Source organism: Streptomyces sp. NPDC093591 (assembly GCF_044764885.1).
GTDB lineage: Bacteria > Actinomycetota > Actinomycetes > Streptomycetales > Streptomycetaceae > Streptomyces.
In genome coordinates, this window is record NZ_JBIWIY010000014.1 from 124,494 (window position 1) to 143,091 (window position 18,598).

Annotated in this window: 22 protein-coding genes; 13 read left to right on the top strand and 9 right to left on the bottom strand. The window is 72.1% G+C overall.

What is annotated here, in order from left to right; genetic code table 11:
- The first annotated feature begins 158 nt into the window (after window positions 1-158).
- Window positions 159-740, top strand: a complete 582-nt coding sequence (locus ACIREI_RS28120; protein WP_403338330.1) for a hypothetical protein — start codon at window positions 159-161, stop codon at window positions 738-740.
- On the opposite strand, the gene ACIREI_RS28125 is transcribed toward ACIREI_RS28120, so the two are convergent.
- The 6 genes from ACIREI_RS28125 to ACIREI_RS28150 all read right to left on the bottom strand — a co-directional run bounded on the left by ACIREI_RS28125 (window position 700) and on the right by ACIREI_RS28150 (window position 4,978).
- On the bottom strand, window positions 700-888 hold the full coding sequence (locus tag ACIREI_RS28125) for a hypothetical protein (protein ID WP_403338331.1): 189 nt from the start codon (window positions 886-888) through the stop codon (window positions 700-702). The genes ACIREI_RS28120 and ACIREI_RS28125 overlap by 41 nt on opposite strands.
- Window positions 889-975: 87 nt before the next feature.
- On the bottom strand, window positions 976-1,344 hold the full coding sequence (locus tag ACIREI_RS28130; RefSeq protein ID WP_403338333.1) for a DUF6479 family protein: 369 nt from the start codon (window positions 1,342-1,344) through the stop codon (window positions 976-978).
- Window positions 1,345-1,414: 70 nt separating this feature from the next.
- Window positions 1,415-1,912 carry a VOC family protein gene (locus tag ACIREI_RS28135; RefSeq protein WP_403338336.1) on the bottom strand — a complete coding sequence of 166 codons (498 nt, stop codon included), beginning with the start codon at window positions 1,910-1,912 and terminating at the stop codon, window positions 1,415-1,417.
- A gap of 183 nt (window positions 1,913-2,095) precedes the next feature.
- A complete protein-coding gene (locus tag ACIREI_RS28140) occupies window positions 2,096-2,767 on the bottom strand; it encodes a DUF305 domain-containing protein (RefSeq protein WP_403338338.1) in 672 nt (223 codons plus the stop codon).
- A gap of 127 nt (window positions 2,768-2,894) precedes the next feature.
- Entirely contained in the window at window positions 2,895-3,335 is a 441-nt protein-coding gene (locus ACIREI_RS28145) for a DUF6153 family protein (protein WP_403338341.1), read from the bottom strand.
- 44 nt (window positions 3,336-3,379) lie between these two features.
- The gene (locus tag ACIREI_RS28150) at window positions 3,380-4,978 is read right to left on the bottom strand and encodes a carbohydrate-binding protein (RefSeq protein ID WP_403338343.1); all 1,599 of its coding nucleotides are present in this window, start codon (window positions 4,976-4,978) and stop codon (window positions 3,380-3,382) included.
- Between the two features lie 315 nt (window positions 4,979-5,293).
- Here ACIREI_RS28150 and ACIREI_RS28155 point away from each other — a divergent pair, with 315 nt between their 5' ends.
- The 3 genes from ACIREI_RS28155 to ACIREI_RS28165 all read left to right on the top strand — a co-directional run bounded on the left by ACIREI_RS28155 (window position 5,294) and on the right by ACIREI_RS28165 (window position 6,946).
- Window positions 5,294-5,689, top strand: a complete 396-nt coding sequence (locus ACIREI_RS28155; RefSeq protein WP_403338346.1) for a sortase-dependent protein — start codon at window positions 5,294-5,296, stop codon at window positions 5,687-5,689.
- Window positions 5,686-6,333: a class F sortase gene (locus ACIREI_RS28160; RefSeq protein ID WP_403338349.1), complete on the top strand. Its 648-nt coding sequence runs from the start codon at window positions 5,686-5,688 to the stop codon at window positions 6,331-6,333. The genes ACIREI_RS28155 and ACIREI_RS28160 overlap by 4 nt, the downstream gene beginning before the upstream one ends.
- Before the next feature lie 121 nt (window positions 6,334-6,454).
- Window positions 6,455-6,946 carry an RNA polymerase sigma factor gene (locus tag ACIREI_RS28165; protein WP_403338352.1) on the top strand — a complete coding sequence of 164 codons (492 nt, stop codon included), beginning with the start codon at window positions 6,455-6,457 and terminating at the stop codon, window positions 6,944-6,946.
- Between the two features lie 93 nt (window positions 6,947-7,039).
- Here ACIREI_RS28165 and ACIREI_RS28170 read toward each other — a convergent pair whose 3' ends face one another.
- On the bottom strand, window positions 7,040-7,465 hold the full coding sequence (locus ACIREI_RS28170) for a hypothetical protein (protein ID WP_403338355.1): 426 nt from the start codon (window positions 7,463-7,465) through the stop codon (window positions 7,040-7,042).
- 290 nt (window positions 7,466-7,755) lie between these two features.
- On the opposite strand from ACIREI_RS28170, the gene ACIREI_RS28175 reads away from it, so the two are divergent.
- The gene (locus ACIREI_RS28175) at window positions 7,756-8,397 is read left to right on the top strand and encodes a lytic polysaccharide monooxygenase (RefSeq protein WP_403338358.1); all 642 of its coding nucleotides are present in this window, start codon (window positions 7,756-7,758) and stop codon (window positions 8,395-8,397) included.
- An 85-nt stretch (window positions 8,398-8,482) separates the two neighbouring features.
- Here ACIREI_RS28175 and ACIREI_RS28180 read toward each other — a convergent pair whose 3' ends face one another.
- Window positions 8,483-8,707: a cold-shock protein gene (locus tag ACIREI_RS28180; protein ID WP_403338361.1), complete on the bottom strand. Its 225-nt coding sequence runs from the start codon at window positions 8,705-8,707 to the stop codon at window positions 8,483-8,485.
- Between ACIREI_RS28180 and ACIREI_RS28185 the strand changes: the two genes are divergently transcribed.
- Window positions 8,706-8,834, top strand: coding sequence for a hypothetical protein (locus tag ACIREI_RS28185; protein ID WP_403338364.1), 129 nt, complete (start codon window positions 8,706-8,708; stop codon window positions 8,832-8,834). The two genes, ACIREI_RS28180 and ACIREI_RS28185, sit on opposite strands and share 2 nt — an antisense overlap.
- A gap of 49 nt (window positions 8,835-8,883) precedes the next feature.
- Here ACIREI_RS28185 and ACIREI_RS28190 read toward each other — a convergent pair whose 3' ends face one another.
- The gene (locus tag ACIREI_RS28190) at window positions 8,884-9,849 is read right to left on the bottom strand and encodes an expansin EXLX1 family cellulose-binding protein (protein WP_403338366.1); all 966 of its coding nucleotides are present in this window, start codon (window positions 9,847-9,849) and stop codon (window positions 8,884-8,886) included.
- A 227-nt stretch (window positions 9,850-10,076) separates the two neighbouring features.
- On the opposite strand from ACIREI_RS28190, the gene ACIREI_RS28195 reads away from it, so the two are divergent.
- The 7 genes from ACIREI_RS28195 (at window position 10,077) to ACIREI_RS28225 (ending at window position 18,461) form a co-directional block, all read left to right on the top strand.
- Window positions 10,077-11,552: a hypothetical protein gene (locus ACIREI_RS28195; protein ID WP_403338369.1), complete on the top strand. Its 1,476-nt coding sequence runs from the start codon at window positions 10,077-10,079 to the stop codon at window positions 11,550-11,552.
- A gap of 120 nt (window positions 11,553-11,672) precedes the next feature.
- Window positions 11,673-12,914, top strand: coding sequence for an AAA family ATPase (locus ACIREI_RS28200; RefSeq protein WP_403338372.1), 1,242 nt, complete (start codon window positions 11,673-11,675; stop codon window positions 12,912-12,914).
- A 29-nt stretch (window positions 12,915-12,943) separates the two neighbouring features.
- The gene (locus tag ACIREI_RS28205; protein ID WP_403338374.1) at window positions 12,944-14,206 is read left to right on the top strand and encodes a VWA-like domain-containing protein; all 1,263 of its coding nucleotides are present in this window, start codon (window positions 12,944-12,946) and stop codon (window positions 14,204-14,206) included.
- Between the two features lie 164 nt (window positions 14,207-14,370).
- Window positions 14,371-14,868, top strand: coding sequence for a signal peptide protein (locus tag ACIREI_RS28210; RefSeq protein WP_403338377.1), 498 nt, complete (start codon window positions 14,371-14,373; stop codon window positions 14,866-14,868).
- Between the two features lie 228 nt (window positions 14,869-15,096).
- Window positions 15,097-15,588, top strand: coding sequence for a hypothetical protein (locus ACIREI_RS28215; protein ID WP_403338380.1), 492 nt, complete (start codon window positions 15,097-15,099; stop codon window positions 15,586-15,588).
- Window positions 15,585-15,905 (top strand): transcriptional regulator, encoded by a 321-nt coding sequence (locus ACIREI_RS28220; RefSeq protein ID WP_403338383.1) that lies wholly within the window; start codon window positions 15,585-15,587, stop codon window positions 15,903-15,905. Before ACIREI_RS28215 ends, ACIREI_RS28220 begins: the two co-directional genes overlap by 4 nt.
- Window positions 15,906-16,250: 345 nt before the next feature.
- Window positions 16,251-18,461 carry an MMPL family transporter gene (locus ACIREI_RS28225; RefSeq protein WP_403338386.1) on the top strand — a complete coding sequence of 737 codons (2,211 nt, stop codon included), beginning with the start codon at window positions 16,251-16,253 and terminating at the stop codon, window positions 18,459-18,461.
- Window positions 18,462-18,598: the final 137 nt, after the last annotated feature.

The following is an 18,598-nucleotide window of genomic DNA, read 5'->3' on the forward strand; positions in this document are numbered from 1 at the left end:
AAGAACCGTGCGCCGCTGTCCGCACTCCAGGGGCACTCCAGGGCCCGGACGTCACCCGATCGGCCCGTCCCCCGTGGTGGCCGCCCCGGAGCCCGCCCATCGTCGTACCGACCGCAGAACCCGACCGCGGAACACGCGAGAAGTGGGGTACGGCAGCCATGAGCCAGCAGCAACAGCCGCAGTCGCCGTCGCACGCGACCGATGCGGCGCACAGCCCCGCTGGGTCGCCGGGACCCCCGGGGGCCGCTGGAACGCCTGCGTCTCAGGCGACCTGGCCTTCGGCCGGTCCCCGGCCCGGCGCCGGCGGATATCAGCCCGCCCCCGGCTGGGCCACCGGCGGGCTCGTCTTCGCCGGTGTGCTGATGCTGGTGAACGGTCTGCTGGCCATCCTCCAGGGCATCTCCGCGATCGCCGAGGACGACGTCTACGGCCGTATCGGCGACTACGTCTTCAAGATCAACCTCATGGCCTGGGGCTGGGTCCTGCTCGCCCTCGGTGTCGTGGTCGCCTGCGTCGGCTACGGCATCCTCAAGGGGGCCTGGTGGGCTCGGATCACCGGCATCTTCGTGGCGTCCCTGAGCATGGTGCTCCACTTCCTGTTCCTGCCGTACACGCCGGTGTGGTCGGTGATCATGGTGGGGGTCGACTTCTTCGTGATCCTGGCGCTCGCCACGGCCCCGGACGTCCCCAGACCCGGCGCTAGCGTTTCAACGCGCGGTAACGCCTCAGCAGCGCGCTGATCCTGGTCGGGTCCTTGCCGCCGTTGAGCTCGGTCAGCAGGTCGTCGGGGCAGAGTTCGTAGAGGTCGCCCCAGAAACGGCGGCCGTGGTTGTCCCAGATGCGGTAGCCGCCGGGGACGCCCCTGGCCACGTAGCGTCGTCTGCTCAATCCACTCCCCTGCCCGGACCCCTGCACATGCACGGGTCCGGGCAGGATGACATCGGGCAGCCGCTCCCGTCGCCTGGGTTTCCGGGCTCAGCCGTGCCCCAGACCGCCCCCGCCGAAGGCCCCGCTCTTCCCGGGCAGCCAGCGCTTGCGGTGCTGGTCCTCGCTGCGCCTGCTGCCCGCGTGGTGCAGCTCGTGCGGCAGGAGCCGTTCCCTGCCCTCCGCGTGCGGCACTTCGTCCGGTTCCCTGATCTCGCGTTCCTCATGGACCGGACCGGTTTCGGGGAGGTGCGGCTGCTCGTCGGGCGTAGGCCGGGGCAGCTCTCGATCACGGACCCGCATGCCGAGCTGCACGGCCCAGATCAGGGCGCCCGCGATGAACAGGCCACCCGCAAAGGCGGCAACCACGTTGAGTACTTCGCTCGACGTGGCCGCTAGTACAAACGTCGTCGTACTCATGCCCCAATTATCACCGAAACGGGTGAATAAGCTCCTCCGGAAGCGTCAAGCCAGCATCTGCTTTCGCCGTCTACGCGTGTTCCGCCGCGTCGCCCGGCCCTTCCGGTCCTTCCGGTCCTTCCGGCCCTTCCGACCCGTCCAGCTCACCCAGCTCCGTGAAGAGCGTCAGCTGGAGGGCGCCGGGTCCTTCGAGGCGTGAGTTGAGGGAGTTCCAGGGGGTGCGGGTGGGTTCCGCGAGGACCTCCGCTCCGGCTGCCGCCAGCCTGACCGTGGTGGCCGTGGAGTCGTCCACCTGGAAGGCGACCCGGACATGGCCCGCCACCCGTCGCCCCACCTCCACCTCGTCGATGAACTCGGCGTGGTTCGGGTCGGTCAGCTCCAGCGTCGCCCGGCCGGCGTCGAGGATCGTGACCCGCCCGTCGGGGGAGGCGAACGCGGCACGCTCGGGGAGGCCGAGCACGTCCCGGTAGAAGTGCAGCGCCTCGTCGTAGTCGGCCGCCGTGACCACCAGGCGGAGCTCGCGTACGGGGGGATCGGCCGGTGCGTCGGCGGCGGGTGCGTCGGACATGGTCGGCTCCTCTTCGATTCTTCGGCTTCTCGACGGCCGTGAAGTCGTGAACCCGCCCGCCCGGCCCCGTGATTCCCACGGCACCGCCCGCCGCCGTCCCCTGCCGGCTGAGGGAGCGCGGGACGCTGTACTTCACGGCGTCCCGCGCCCATGCCCCGGAGATCTACGACTCCCTGAGGGAGGTCAGCTCCCGCTCTTGCCGAGCAGCTTGTTCATCTCCTCGATCTCGGCGGTCTGGGCGCTGACGACGGCGTCGGCCAGCTTCGTCGCGGGGCCGTACCGGCCCTGCGCCTTCTCGGTCCGGGCCATCTCCACCGCGCCCTCGTGGTGCTCGACCATCAGGGTCAGGAACAGGGTGTCGAAGGCCTTGCCGGAGGCCTTCATCAGCTCGTCCATGTCCTTCTGGTCCATCATCCCGGCCGTCCCTTCCGTTCCGGAGCTGCCGGAGTGACCGCCCGAGTGACCACTGGAGTGGTCCATGCCGGGTGCGGCAGAGGGCACGTCCTCACCCCAGGCCTTCAGCCATCCCGACATGGTCCGGATCTCGGGGTCCTGCGCCTCGCGGATGCGCGAGGCCAGGTCCTTCACCGCGGCGGAGGAGGCCCGCCCGGCGGCCATGTCCGCCATCTCCACGGCCTGCCGGTGATGCGGGATCATGCCCTGCGCGAAGGAGACGTCTTGGTCGTTGTGCGCGCCGGCGTCGGCGCTCGCCGAGGGCGACGTCCGCGCGCCGGAGGCGGTGCCCGGGCCGTCGTCGCCGCCGCACGCGGCAAGGACGAGGGCGGCGGTGACGGCCGTCGCCGCCAGGCAGGCGCGGCGGGTCAGGGTACGCGTGCGTGTACGTGTGCTGGTCATGCTGAGAACTCCTGCGAGGTACGTGACTTGCCGCGGCCTCGGGCGTACGGCCTCGGGGCGCGGCACGGGCATGGCTGACTGCCGTACCGGTGAACCGGCGACGGGTCGGGTACGGCTCGGCCTTGTCCTAGGTCCGCAGGATCTGCAGTTCGGCCAGTGAGGGAGGCGCTCGCCCGCCCTCGGGAGCGGCGGCCACGGAACGGCCGTCCAGGTCGCCCGCGACAGCGGTTCCGGACGGGTCGGGCATCGGGGCCGGCAGCACGGGGCCCGCACCGACGGCACCGGAGGCGCAGGTCGGGTCGGCGTGCTGGACGTGCCCGCCACCGGAATCGGCGCCGTGGCAGACGTATTCGTCGGGCATGGCCGCCGTCATGGGGGCGCTCATGGCCCGCGCGTGCGGATGGTGAGGCGATGAAGGAGAGGGATGAGAGGAGACGGCGATCGCTGGGCCTGGGCCGAGCGCATGCATCCCGAACAGCCCGGCCAGCAGCCCGAGCACCAGAAGCGTGCGCCACGGTCCCGGTATCGGGAGCCGCGGCGCACGGTGCTGCTGTGTGCGGGCTGTCACGCCCTCATGGTACGGATGCCGCCCGCGGGCGACTCAGCCGCGGGTCAGGGTGTGGCCCGGGTGCCGCCGAAGGTCACCACGAGACGCCCGTCCGAGGCGATGGACCAGCCCAGGGCGCCGCTGTACGACGAGCACCGGGAGCCGTTCGTGCCGGACCAGAACTGGTTGGAGCTGTCGGAGTCGCCGATGATCCGGTCGTTGGTGCCGCTGCCGCTGCGGCACGAGGTGTTGTTGCGGAACACCGACGTGCCCGCGTCGAAGTTGAAGTTGCGTTCGGTGTTGTCGATGCTCACGTTGTTCGAGATGGTCATCGAGCCCGGGTTGCTGTTGTACGTGAACCCGTGCTTGCCGTTGTCGACCGCGAAACTGCGCCGCACGACGTGGTTGATCGGAACGTCCTCGCCGCCGAGCTTGTAGCCGTTGCGGTCGCCGTTGCCGGCCTGCGAGCCGTCGCTGAGGGTGCCGTTCTCGTAGGAGAGGGAGTCCTCGATGGTCACCGTGCCGATGGGGTCGTAGTCGGAGTAGGTGTAGAGGTCCCAGCCGTCGTCGATGTTGTTGTGCGCGACCGCGTAGCGGAAGACGTTGCCGCTGCCGACGGTCAGCTTCGCGGCGAAGCCGTCGGCGTCCTCGCCGTCGGAGTCGGCGTTGTCGTGCGACTCGGCGCTGAGGACGAGGTTGTTGGAGGGCCACTGGCTGGTCGGCGTGGAGGAGGCGATCCGGCCGAGCTGGAGCCCGGTGTCGCGGTTGAAGCGGGTCACCGTGCGCTCGATGACGTTGTTGCTGCCGCCGACGAAGATGCCGTTGTCCCCGGCCCGCTCGACGACGATGCCGTGGACGTGCCAGTACGACCCCATCACCTGCAGCCCGCGGTTCGACGAACTCTCGCTCTGCGCCGAGAAGTTCAGCACCGGAGTCTCGCCCGGGTAGGCGGACAGCTTCGTACGGGCGCTGGACGTGCCGTTGTTGCCCACCGGGATGGTGACGGTGGAGGACTGGTTGTACGTCCCCCCGCGCAGGTAGATCGTGCCGCCCGCGGAGATACGGCTGATCGCCGAGGTGAGCGTGGTGGGCGCCGACTGCGTGCCGGCCGCGCCGTCGGTGCCGTTCGGCGCCACGTACAGGACGGGGCCGGTCGGCGCGGGGGTCGTGTCGCTCGTGACCACGTCGGTGTAGTCGATGTTGGGGAGGCCGCCGGAGGTGGTCGGGTTGAGCCGGATGGTGTTGCTGCCCGCGTTGACGGGGACGGTGAGCGTCTTCGTGGTCCAGGTCGTCCAGGCGCCCGTGCCCTCGAAGGACGGTGTCTGGACGGTGGTCCCGTTGACGATCAGGGAGGCGGGGCGGGCGGTGGTGGTGCCGTTGGCGAAGCGGATGTTCAGGGTCGCGGTGCCGGCCGCGGGGGCGTTCACCGTGAACTGGGCGTAGGCGCCCGTGGCGTTGGTGCCGTTGCAGAATCCGGTGCCGGAGAAGCCGGCCCAGTCGGAGTCGATGGTGCCGGTGCAGACCGCCGGGGAGCTCTCGGCCTCGTAGCGGGTGGTCGCGGCCTCGGCGGTGGTGCCGGTGAGGGCGACGAGTGCGGTGGCGAGGAGGGCGGCGGAGGCCAGGGCGGGGGCGATGCGTCTGACGGGGCTCGGGTGCGGGTGCATGGGCTGACCCCTTTCTGTTACACGTCGTGGCAGATAGGGAAAGCGCTTTCTCAAGGTGCGATGTTCGGGACCGTAGGGGCCTGTCGCATACGCGTCAATAGTTGTGTACGTGATTCAGATTCACGACCATGAACACTGGGCTTGACGGGGCCTGGCGGATGGCCTGGCGGGTGGGCCGTTGAGCGAGCCGACCCTCCGCATGACTTTGCCTTCTCTTTACAACCCGCCCCGCTGCCGCGTCGTCTCTCCGCTCGACCGTCAACCAGCCCGCCCCGTACGCCAGTGCCGGCCGGGCCGACGAAAGAGAGCGACTCAATGCGCCGAACCGTCCTCAGCGCCATGGCCCTGACCTTCACGGCCCTGCTGGCGGGCAGCACGCCCGCGTTCGCCGACGGCACTTCCCCGACCGCGATCCCCAGCCCGACGGTCGCCGCCCCCTCGGAGACGGCCGTCCCGACGCCCAGCGCCACCGAGCCGCCCCGGGAAGCGACCCCCGTCCCCTCGGACCCGTCGGCCGAGCCGACCCGGGCGCCGGACGGCGGTCAGGTCTCCGTCGTACCGTCGGGGGCGCCCGACACCGGAGTCACGGCGCCGGCTTCGGGTTCCGGGACCGAACAGGCCGGGCTGATCGGCGGGGGAGCCGCCGCGGTGCTCCTCGTCGGAGGCGCGACGGCTTTCGTCGTACGGCGTCGGCGGACGAACGGCGCATGATGCCGCTGTCCAGGCGTGCGTTCGCCACGGCGGCGATGGCCTCGCTGCTGGTGGGGTGCGGCGGCAACGAGGCGGGGCAGGCCGCGAGCGCGCACTCCCGGCGGACCAGGGGTGCGGACGGGAGCGCGGCCGGCACGGCGACGACTCCGCGGCCTTCCGCCGCCGCGAACCAGGCGCGTCCCCTTGGCCGTTCGGCGCCGGTCAGGCTGCAGATCCCGGCGATCGAGGTCGACACCCCGGTCATGCGGCTGGGGCTGGCGTCGGACGGCACCGTGCAGGTGCCGCCGATCACGTCCGACGACCGGGCGGGCTGGTACCGGCACTCACCGACGCCGGGCCAGGTCGGCCCGTCGGTCATCCTCGGCCATGTCACGGTGGGCTCCTACGGGGACGGGGTGTTCCGCCACCTCGCCCGGCTGCGGCGGGGCGACCGGATCGTGGCGCGCAGGCAGGACGGCACGTCGGCGGAGTTCGCGGTCAGTGCCGTACGGACGGTCGCCAAGGCGGACTTTCCGGCGGACGACGTGTACGGGGACGTCGACCGCCCGGAGCTGCGGCTGATCACCTGCGGAGGGCCGCGGGCCGGGGACGAGTACCGCGACAACGTGATCGTGTTCGCACAGTTGAGGACCACGAAGAGTTGAGGGCCACGACGAGTTGAGCGCCACGGCCTCCGGACAGGCCCGTGGAACGCGGTCCGGCGGTCCGGCATCCCCCAAGTGACAGTGCAGGCTTGCGCACGACCATGGAGAGCGTTGTAGAGCGTTGAAACGGTCCCGAGACAAGGCGGCGTCCGAGCTGTTCGCCGCCCTCTATCCGCGCCTCGCCGGCTGGTGCCGCCGTCTCGTCGACGACGACGAGACGGCCCACGAGATCGCCTCCGAGGCCTTCACCCGGCTCTGGGCCCGTTGGAGCCGGGTGGAGGAGCCGCGCGGTTTCCTCTACGTCACGGCGGCGAACCTGGTCCGGGACCACTGGCGCAAGCTGGAGCGGGAGCGCAGGGCGATGCACCGGGTCACGGCCGAAGCGGCGGTCAACTCCCATACGGAGCAAGCGGATCCGTCCGTACGCCTGCTGGTCCAGTCCCTCCCCGAACGCCTGCGCACCCCGATCCTCCTCCACTACTACGCTGACATGCCGATCCGGGAGGTGTCCGTGCTGACCGGACGCAAGGAAGGGACCGTCAAGGCCGACCTCCACGCGGCCCGCGAACTGCTCCGCGTCCATCTGAGGAGAAGCCTTGACCACACGCTTTGACGACGAGGCGGACGGCCCGGAGTTGTCCCCCGACGACCCTCTCGCGGTGATCCTCCGCCCGTCCTCGGACCACCTCGCCCCACCCCCCGGCAGCTACGCGGCGATCCGCCGCAGGGCGTCCCGCCGACGGCTGGTGCGTACGGCGATCGGGGCGGGCGTGACCTGCGCCGTCGCGGTGCTCGTCGCGCTGCCGCTCCACCTGGGGGCCTCGCAGGGACCGGCCTCCCCCGCGCCCCCTCTCGCCCCTCCGCCCGCGAGCGGCCGTACGACGCCTCCCGCCCCGTCGGCGATTCCGACCCCGTCGGCGTCGTCGCCGCGCTCGCCGTCGCCGACTCCGACGGTGCCGTCCGAGTCCGCCACGTCCGAGCCCGCCGCGGATTCCCGGACCGGCGAGTCCCGTACGCCGACCAGTCCGGCGGTCCCGACCGCCGCGCCGTCGGCGACACCGACACCGACGTCGCAGGAGGCGGGACCGTCGCCGGATCCGGCCGGGGGCGTCAGGGCGACGGAGACGGGCACGCCTCGGTCGTAGGCGGGCGAGGTCGCGCCGAGCGGAGGGCCGGAAAGTGGCGCGATCCGGCGTTGCGGAGGGGCGTGCGGGGGAGCAGCCTGGGGTGTGATGGGAGCGCTCCCACGCGCGCTTCCGCCCCTTCGTGTCACCGGCGTCTCTGCATCACCAGAGCGCCCCCGCATCACCTACACCCCCCATCCCCCCACCTTGAAAGAGGGAGACCGTGCTGCAACGTCGAGCCTTTTGTCATGATCACATCACGCACCACCCTCTCGCGCCTGCCCCCACGCAGCCGCCCGTGACCCGTCCGGCGCTCCTCCTCACCGTGCTCGCCGCCCTGCTCCTCTGCCTGATCCCGGGGAGCGGGACGGCGGCCGCCCACGGTTCGGTCGTCGACCCGGCGTCGCGCAACTACGGCTGCTGGCTGCGCTGGGGCAGCGACTTCCAGAACCCGGCCATGGCGCAGGAGGACCCCATGTGCTGGCAGGCCTGGCAGGACAACCCGAACGCCATGTGGAACTGGAACGGCCTGTACCGCAACGGCTCGGCGGGCGACTTCCAGGCGGTCATCCCCGACGGCCAGTTGTGCAGCGGGGGCCGTACCGAAGGCGGTCGCTACAACTCGCTCGACGCCGTGGGTGCCTGGAAGACGACGGACGTCGCGAGCGACTTCACCGTGCGGCTCTACGACCAGGCCAGCCACGGCGCGGACTACTTCCTGGTGTACGTCACCCGCCAGGGCTTCGACCCCACCACCCAGCCGCTGCGCTGGAGCGACCTCCAACTGGTCGCCCGCACCGGGGAGTACGCCCCGAGCCAGAACTACTCGATCGACGTGAGCACGTCCGGCCTCAGCGGCCGCCACGTCGTCTACACCATCTGGCAGGCGTCACACATGGACCAGACGTACTTCCTGTGCAGCGATGTGAACTTCGGCTGAGCCGGGGGCGTCCGGAGCCGGCGGTTCCCATCGGGTGTGGTGCGTCCGGTGGGAACCGCGCCGTGCGGTGTTGCGGCCCGCTCGTTCAGGGTTGCCGAGGCGTGATGCTCACGGCGCGGTAGTCGTACCCGTCCTGGGCGAAGCCGGGGGCTTCCCACGTGAGTTCCACCTTCTGCCCGGGTGACAGCGTGGCGAACCCGTCCGTCCGGACGGCGGAGAAGTGCCCCCAGCAACCGCCGGGCGTCTCCGGGGAGTCGAGTACGCCCCACCCTTCCTCTTCGTGCCACTCACGGACCGTCGCAGTCACCATGAACCAGACCCTACGTCGCCGTCCGCGCCGGCGTGCCCGGCGCCGAGTCGGAGCCGTACGCCCGATCCGCGACGAGATCGAGCAGCGCATCCGGGGTCTGACCGAGGAGACCGCCCCCGCGCGGTAGGGTTCGGCCGGCCCGGCGGTGACACTTCGCAGCCTCGGCACCTGAGAGGTCAGCGCGCCGCGAACTGGAGCCGGGTCGGCTGCAGGACGTCCGGCCGGATCGCCAGGCCCTCGACCGTCAGCGCCTCTCCGTAGATGTCGGTGACCCTGATCGCGCCGCCGCAGCCGCTGCCCTGCTCGGAGAGGAAGTAGTTGTACTCGGTGCGCGGCAGTTGGCGCCATCCGCCGCCGTCGCGGACCTCCAGCCGGGCCAGGGGGTTGCGGTGCCCCACCGCCTGGATGCCGCACCAGTGGCTGCTGGACCCCGTCTTGTAGCGGATCGAGATCGTGTCGGACGTGCTGGGGCTCAGCAGGCTCCAGGTGATCGGGATCCGGCCGGCCGAGGGCGCGGCGAGCTCGGCGAACGCCTGGGCGCTCAGGTCGAGTTGGCCGGGGGCGCAGGGCAGGGGGCACTCGTTGGTGACGCGGACCGTGACGGAGGCGCCGTTCGCCGCGCGGACGCGTATGTACGCGCCGCACGCCTTGGACGTCTCGTAGTCCGTGTGGTTCATCGCCGCGGTCATGACGTCGTCGGTCGGGCCGTAGAGGCAGGCGCCGTCGCCGTTGCCGGTGTCGTAGAAGGTGGCGACCCCTTCGTAGGTGACCCCGGGGCGGATTCGTCCTGCCAACGGGGCGGAGCCCGAGGCGGGTTGAGGGGTCACCGCCCTGGCCGAGGGGCGCGGTGAAGTGGCCGTGGCGGCCGGCGGAGTGGGGGACTTCTTTGACGGCTTCGGTTTCGCCTCGGGCTTCGGCTTCGGGCTCGTGCTGCTCGTGGTGTTCGTGCGGGGCGTCGGCTCCGGAGACGTCGACCGGCTGCCGGCTATGGGCGCGTTCGCGGCGTCGTCGGCCGTGGACTCCCCGTCGGGGTGGAGGACCATGAGCAGGGACGCGACGAGAGCGACGGCCGCCACCACGAGGGCGGGGACGAGGACCGTGTGCCGCTTGCCCGGGGACCGGCGGTGAGAAGGGGATGCCACGGATGATTCCTTACGTGGTTCGGCGGAAGCAGAGCACGTGAGTCGGACGTGAGTCGGATGTGGGGGTCCCGTGCGGGGCCCTCACGTGTGTCAGTGGTCGCCGGGGGCGGAAAGGTTGCCGTACGGAAAATGCGTGGCGGCTCGAAGCGGGCGGCGTTACGCTCGCCCGCGATGACGACTCACTCTGTTGCCAGATTGGGGGTCCCGTCCGCGCAAGGTGAGTGCTGATGGGCACTCAGAACGCGTACGGGGATGCCCCGCTTTCCGAGCTTTCCTTCTGGCCGCGCGTGCGCGAGTTTGCCGTGCCGGCCTCCATGATCGAGACCGCGACCGCCCGCCGGCTCGCCGGGGACTGGGCGGGGGCGTGTGCCGCCGCGGGGATCGATGTCGATCTCAGCCTGCGTTCCGTGGCGCGTGACCACGGCCGGGAGACGGCCGCGCGAGTCCGGGCCGACCTTCGGCATCTCGCCCCCGACCTGCTGCGCTGGCACATGCCGAGGATCGCTCCCGATGGGCTGCTGCGCCCCGGGCTGACCCTCGCTCTGGCCCGGTACGACGGGGTGGGGCGGGACGGCGAACGGCCGCCGCAGCTCGTGGTGCGGACTCCGCCCGCCTGGGCGGATGCCGGTCAGCGGATCAGCCTCGCGTGGTGGGGCGGCTCGCGGGCCGGGGTGGCGGGAGGAGGGGATGACGGTGCCCGTCGGCACCCGCATCCCCGCCCGAACCGGCGGTTCCGCCTTGATCTGCACCGGCACCTTTGGGATGCCAGTAGGGCCGGTGAGCTGCGGATACGGTCCGGGGCGTCCAGAGGTGGCCGCCCCGGCAGTGACTCACCCGGGCCGGATCAGGAGCTGCTCGGGAGGACGCTGCGGTACGGGCGCAGCTGTGCCGTCGACCGGTGGGTGGACGAGGCGCGGATACTGCTTCGCGCCGAAGGGCGGTCCGAGGGTGCCCTGCTCGTGCGGTTGGGGGGACGGCATCGGCTGGTCCTGGAGCTGCTCGGGGACGGGGAGGGTCAGGGCGATGCGGGCGGCGGTCGTGGCGGTGGACCGCCCGTACTGCGGATCCCGGCGGCCGGCAAGGGCCGTGCCTCCGCGCTGCCCGTGCTGCCCGACGCGGCCACCTGGGTGCTGCCCGACCTGGAGTTGCTCCGGGCCGGTGCGATCGAGGCCGGCCGGCTGCATCCGCTCGTCGCCTCCGCCCTCGTACCGGATCGTCCGCCGCCGTCCCGGCCCTTGCCGACCCCTGGTCGGGCAGGGCAGCCACGCCTCGTCGAGTGCCGGGGTGCCCGGCACCGGATCGGTCTGGTCGACGGCGTACTGGCACCGCTGGACCACGACCCGGCCGAGATCCGGCGGGAGGAACTGCTGGCCGCCCTCACCGGCACGCCGCTGCCCTGCCTCCAGGCCATCGACGAGGCGCACCGGCAGCCGGCCTGTCTGCCCGACGTCCGTGAACGCCTCTGCCACGGCGACACCGCCGGTGCCCTGGCCGTCGTCGAGGGGCTGCTGGGTCCGGACGCGGTGCTGCGCGACGGTGCGCTGCGGGACGAACTGGCGGCGGCCGCGCGGCAGCGGATCACGTACGGGCTGTTCAGGGCCGGGTTGGCCGGTCCGGGACCGGGCCGCAGGGGCTTCGACGCCGGCGAGCGCGGCCGTCCCCGCGACCACCGCGCGCGCCCTCGCCACGCGACGTTTCCCTGACCCGAGTGACCTGAACCCGATCGATCTTTTACCGCCGTCCTCCTCTGCATCCCGTACGCCCGTACGCCCGCATCTCCGTACGCCCCGCCCTGCCCTCACGAAACCCACAGGTGACCCCACATGCCCACATGCACCCAGACCCAGCCGTCCCCCTCCCAACTCGACGTAGCCGCCGACCTGTTGGCCCTCCTCAACGACACCACCACCGAGCCCCGCCCCGACACCCAGCTGGAGGCGCTCACCCTGGCCGTCGCCGCCGATCTGCCCGTTCTCCTCTGGGGCGAGCCGGGCATCGGCAAGACCGCCGCCCTGACGCAGCTCGCCGCCGCTCTCGACCTCCCGTTGACCACGGTGATCGCGAGCGTCCACGAGCCGTCCGACTTCTCCGGGCTGCCCGTCGTCGGCGACGACCCCGCCGAACAGGGCGTCCCGATGGCCCCGCCGGACTGGGCGGTACGGCTGGTGAAGGCCGGGCGGGGGCTGCTGTTCCTGGACGAGCTGTCCACCGCGCCGCCCGCCGTGCAGGCCGCGCTGCTGCGGCTCGTGCTGGAGCGGAGGGTCGGGGCGTTGCGGCTGCCTCCGGGTGTGCGGATCGTGGCCGCCGCCAACCCGCGGTCCTCGGCGGCCGACGGCTGGGAGCTGAGCGCGCCGCTGGCCAACCGGTTCGTCCATCTGCAGTGGGCCCACGATCACGAGGTCGTCGTACGCGGACTCGGCGGGACCTGGCCCCGGGCGACCCTGCCGCGGCTCGACCACCGGAAGCTGCCGGAGGCGGTGGACTTCGCCCGGCGCGCGGTGTGCGGGTTGCTCTCCGGGCGGCCGGGTCTCGTGCACCGGCTGCCCAGCAGTGAGGCGCGTCGCGGTGGGGCGTGGCCCTCCCCGCGCAGCTGGGAGATGACGCAGCGTCTGATCGCCTTCGCGACCGCCGCCGGTTCCTCGCGGGACGTGCTCTCGCTGCTGGTCAGGGGCACGGTGGGGGACGGGCCCGGGCTGGAGCTGCTGGCGTGCGTGGACCGGATGGACCTGCCGGACCCCGAGGTGCTGCTCGCCGACCCGGCCGGTGCCGAACTGCCCGAGCGGGGGGACCTGCGGCAGGCCGCGCTCGACGGAGTGGTGGAGGCGGTGCGGGCGCGCCCCGAGAGGTCCCGTTGGGACGCGGCGTGGGCGCTGCTGGTGCGGGCGGTGGAGACCGGGGCACCGGACCTGGTCGTCGTCCCCGCGTCCACGCTCGCCTCGCTGCGGCAGGAGGACTGGGACGTGCCGCCGTCGATCGAGCAACTCGCCGGAGTGGTGTCCCTGTCCCGGCGAGCCGATCGCGCGGCGGGACGGACGGCGGCGGTCGCCGCGGAGGTGGGGCGATGAGTGGGGATGAGGTGGGGACGCCCCCAGGCATGCCCGGGACCGCCGGGGCGACGGTGGTCCCCGGACCTCGCCCCCTGGACCGCGACAAGCTCTTCGCCGCCCGGCTGCACGCCGCCCGCGTCCGCCCCTACCTGGCCACGGCGCTCTTCGCGCTGCACGTCGTGGAGTCGCGGCGGGTGCCGACGATGGCGGTGGACCGGCACTGGCGGTGCTATGTCTCGCCGGTGTTCGTGGAGCGGACGCCGGTGGAGGAGTTGGCCGGGGTGTGGGTGCACGAGGTGTCCCATCTGCTGCGTGACCATCACGGGCGCGGCGACCGGGTGGCGCGTGAGCGCGGGCTGACCGGGCCGGGGGAGCGGCTGCGGATGAACATCGCCGCGGACTGCGAGATCAACGACGACGTGTACGGCGACGGGCTGGCCCGGCCCGAAGGCGCCGTCGAGCCGGCGGACTTGATGCTGCCCGAGGGCGAGCTGATGGAGGACTATCTGCGCCAGTTCCGGCTGGGCCCGCGGACGCAGGATCTGGCCTGGCTGGACTGCGGCAGCGGCGCCGACGGGCTGGAGCGGGAGTGGGACCTCGGGGCCGACGGCGGGCACGGGCTCAGTGCGCGGGAACGGGACGCGGTCCGGTTCCGGGTGGCGCAGGGGATCACCGGGCGCCCGGGGCACGCCCCGCAGGGGTGGCAGCGGTGGGCGGAGGAGGCGTTCCATCCGCCGCAGCCGTGGCGGGAGTTGCTGGGCGCGGCGGTCCGCTCGGCGGCCTCCGGCCCGGGTGCCGGCGAGGACTACACGTACGGCCGCCCGTCGCGCCGGTCGGCCTCCGTGCCCGGCGCCGTCCTGCCCAGCCTGCGCCGCAGGCCGCCCCGCGTCAGCGTCGTCATCGACACCTCCGGCTCGGTCAGTGACGCCGAACTGGGCAGTGCGCTGCTGGAGGTCGCCGCCATCTCCCGTGCCGTGGGCGGCCGGCGCGACCTGGTCAGTGTGGTGCCGTGCGATGCGGCGGACCAGGGCGTGCACCGGCTGTGCCGGGCCGAGGGGATTCCGCTGGTCGGGGGCGGGGGGACGGATCTGCGTGCCGGGTTCGACAGGGCGCTGAGGGCGCGGCCCCGGCCCGATGTGATCGTGGCCCTGACGGACGGTCAGACTCCATGGCCGAGCACACGGCCGCCGTGCCGGACGGTGGTGGGCCTGTTCCCTCGACAGCATGGTTTCCGGCGGTACAACGAGGACGATCCCGACTACGTGCCGGACTCACCGCCCGCGTGGGCACGGGTGGTCGACATCGGATAGGCCCGCAACCCGGCCCGCTCCGCCTCTCTTTCCACTCCACCCGCCCACCGGCCTGCCGAGCCGGGTCCGAACCGGCTTGCGTAGTCTTGGTGATGTCTCTGGCGGCAGCCATGGACGGGGGGAAGACCGGTCAACACCCGAGCCAATCCGAAGGATCAGCGAACGTGTCGTTGAAGAACAGCCGCCCCCGTGTCGCCGCCCTGGCCCTCATGGTGGCGCTCGCCGGCCTGGCCGCGGCAGGACCAGCCGCAGCAGCCGCACCCCGGACGTCGACCGCCACCGCGGCGTCCACGGCCATACCCACCGAGTTCGTGGACCTGCCGACGAGCACCCTCGTCGCCGACGACACCGCTCATGAGGTCACACTCACCTACCGCAACGCATCGTCGGCGGACCGCACGGTCGCCCCGCAGCTCCTGGTGGAGTCCCCGGACGCCGGGCCGTTCCTGGACCCGTCGGACATCCGGGTCGAGCGGCGGACGGCGACGGGCTGCTGGGAGACCGAGTCCCTCGGCACCCAGACGGGCACCCTGTTCACCGACCTCACCACCGCCCAGCGCACGCTGCACGCGGGGGACACCCTCACCGAGGTCTACCGGATCACCGTCCTCGATCCGCAGGCCGAGGGGACGGTGCATCCGAGGGTGGCACTCTTCGGCTGAGCCTGGGCCGGCGGCGGATGGCCTTGGGTCGGCGACCGGTCCTGGGCGCGGATGTCGCTCCTCCGCACGGGCGGCCACCACGGTTGGTTGCCGCCCGTGGGCCGTCCAAGGCGTGAAGAGGGGGCCTCCAGCCCGATGGCGGGCCTAAGGGCAGCGCGCCGCCGTTCACTTGCCGTACTGGAAACTTTCCACTTTCCGTACTGGAAACTAGTCGCTACTCTTTCCGTCATGGAAACTAACGGGGTACGACTGACGCCGGAGCAGGCCCGTTCCGCGCTGGCTGACACCGAGCACATCCGGGCCTCCGCCGCAGCGCTGTCGGCCACACCGTGGCCGAACTGGTTCTTCATCACGCTCACGCTCTACGTGGCCGCGCTCCCCATCACCTACGGAGGCGCCATGGCCGACCCGGACTGGCTACTGCCGGGCCCCGTCTGGATGGGCATCATGCTGGCGACCACCGCGGTGTACGGGGCGCTCTTCGCCGTCGCGGCCAAGGCGTGGCGTGACAAGACCGGGGTGGCGCTGCGGTTCGACGTGCTGCCGAAGCGGGCGACCGTGCCACTCGCGGTCGGCCTGCCCGTGCTGCTGGTGGGGGCGGCGTTCGCGTTCCGAGTCACCGGATGGCCGGTGTGGCTGATCGCGGCCTCGCTGATCGGTGCCGCCGTGTCCGTCGGCTTCCACCTTGCCTTCGTCCGCCTGCACCGGAAGACCGCGTGAGCGCCGAGAACCACGACCCTCTGGGGGGTTTCGACACCACCATCCACGCCCCGCACCGGTTGCGCATCTGCGCCCTCCTGGACACCGTGGGCGAGGCGGAGTTCGGCCTGGTCCAAAAGCAACTCGACCTCTCCGCCTCCGCGCTGAGCAAGCACGTCACCGTGCTGATGGACGCCGGTTACGTCGAGCAGCGCAAGGCCGTCCGCGACACCCGGCAGCGCGTGTGGCTCCACCTGACCAGGCGAGGCCGGGACGCCTACCAGGGGCACCTCGCGGCGCTGCGGGCGATCGTGGGGCCGTCGGATCCGGCTCTCTGATCACGACCGGAGCCGGACGAGGAGCGCGGCAGCGGTGACCGCCCAGATCAGCGGACCGGGCTGAACGCAGTTCGAGCCGTTCATGGACAAGACCCGAAAGAAGGAGTCAGCCCGGCGCGGCGGTGCGTGGCGGTCGTGGTTGGGTCCGCCGTCCCACGGCCTGCGGCGAGGTCATCTCCTACCCGCCGCCCAGCGCCGCCCCCGTCGTACCCATGGCGGACGTATCGCCCGGTCCGTACTGCATTCTCAGTAGCCGCGATTGTCGGCAGCCGCACGACGACAGGACACCCCCGCTCCGGACAGCCTGGGCACACGTTCGAGTCCCAGATGTGGAGACCCCCTGCCGTGGCTACTTTCCTGTATCGAGTGGGCCGTCTGGCCTTCCGGCGGCGCTGGTACGTCGCCCTGGTCTGGGCGGCCGTCCTGGCCGCCGTCGGACTGGGTGCCCTGAAGGCGCCGGGAGCCTCCGACGAGGAGTTCTCGATGCCGGGCATCGAGTCGCAGAAGGCGTTCGACCTGATGGAGGAGCGCTTCCCGGGCGCGACGGCCGACGGCGCCACCGCGCGGGTCGTCTTCGTCGCGCCGGGCGGCGAGAAGGTGACCGCCACCGAGAACAAGCAGGCCGTCGAGGAGGCCGTGGCCGAGTTGGGCGACGGCACGCAGGTCGCGGGCGTCGCCGACCCGTTCCAGGCGAAGGCGGTCAGCAAGGACGGGACGACGGCGTACGCGACCGTCACCTACAAGGTCGCGGCCAACGACCTCACCGACGCCAGCCGGACCCACCTGGAGCGGACGATCGACGAGGCCCGGGACGCGGGGCTGACCGTCGAGGCCGGTGGCAGCGCGATGGACGACGGGGGCGGTGCGGGCGGCGCCGCCGAGGTCATCGGCATCGCGATCGCCGCCGTCGTACTCCTCGTCACCTTCGGGTCCCTCGCCGCCGCCGGACTGCCCCTGCTGACCGCCGTCATCGGCGTCGGCGTCAGCATGGCCACCATCCTCGCCCTGTCCGACGCCCTCGGCCTGTCCACCACGACCGGCACCCTCGCCATGATGCTGGGCCTCGCGGTCGGCATCGACTACGCCCTGTTCGTCGTCTCGCGGTACCGGGAGGAGCGCGCCAAGGGCCGTACGCCGCAGGAGGCGGCCGGGATGGCCGTCGGTACGGCCGGGTCGGCGGTCGTGTTCGCGGGGCTCACCGTCGTCATCGCGCTCGCGGGGCTCTCGGTCGTCGGGATTCCGATGCTCACCAAGATGGGGCTGGCCGCGGCGGGCGCGGTCGTCGTGGCCGTGTTCATCGCGCTGACGCTGGTCCCCGCCTTCCTCGGCTTCTGGCCGAACGCAGTGCTGCCGAGGAAGGCCCGCAAGAGCGGCCGTACGGCGGAAACCCGGGACGACAACGGCGGTACCCGCTGGGCGCGGTTCGTGCTGCGCCGGCCACTGCCGGTGCTGCTCCTCGGCGTCCTGGGCCTAGGCGCGCTCGCGGTGCCGATGACCGAGCTTCAGCTGGGCATGCCCGGCGACGAGGCCAAGTCGACCTCCACCACCGAGCGCCGGGCCTACGACGCGCTCGCCGAGGCTTTCGGGCCGGGCTTCAACGGGCCGTTGACCGTCGTCGTGGACGTCAAGGGCGACGCCGATCCGAAGGGCGCGGTCACGACCGTCTCCGAGGAGATCGGCGGCACGGAGGGGGTCGTATCCGTCTCCCCGGCGCGCTTCAACGACGCCGGTGACACCGCCGTCTTCTCGGTCGTGCCCTCCACCGCGCCGACCGACGAGAAGACCAAGGACCTGGTGACCACCATCCGGGACGAGCGGAGCGGGATCGAGGCCGAGACCGGGGCGACCTTCGAGGTCACCGGCACCACCGCGCTGAACATCGACATCTCGGACAAGGTGCAGGCCGCGCTGGTGCCGTATCTGATCGTCGTGGTGGGGCTCGCGATCGTCCTGCTGCTGGTGGTCTTCCGGTCGCTGCTCGTCCCGTTGAAGGCGGCGCTCGGGTTCCTGCTGTCGGTGCTGGCCTCTCTGGGCGCGGTCGTCGTCGTCTTCCAGCAGGGGCACGGCGCCGAGCTGCTGGGCGTGGAGCAGACCGGGCCGATCATGAGCCTGATGCCGATCTTCCTGGTGGGCATCGTCTTCGGGCTCGCCATGGACTACGAGGTCTTCCTCGTCTCCCGGATGCGGGAGGCGTACGTCCACGGCGAGTCGGCCCGGCAGGCGGTCACGTCGGGCTTCCGGCACAGCGCCCGCGTGGTCGTGGCCGCGGCCCTGATCATGATCGCGGTGTTCGCCGGGTTCATCGGGGAGAGCGACTCCATGATCAAGATGATCGGGTTCGGGCTCGCCTCCGCCGTGCTCCTCGACGCCTTCGTCGTACGGATGGCGATCGTGCCTGCCGTCCTCGCCCTGCTCGGCGACAAGGCCTGGTGGCTGCCGAAGTGGCTGGACCGGATCCTGCCCCGGGTGGATGTGGAGGGCGAGGCGCTCAGCCGCCGGCCGGAGGCGGAGCCCGCGGCGGACGCCCCGGCCGACCTGGAACCGGCGCGCACCTGATCCGACCGCCCCACCTCCACCAGGGCCGCCCGTGGCGAAGGACACGGGCGGCCCCTCGGGCATTCCCACCCCAAGTCGACCACCATGGACCCAGCCCCACCGACCGGAGAGCCCGATGTCCGAGAGCCGGATGAACC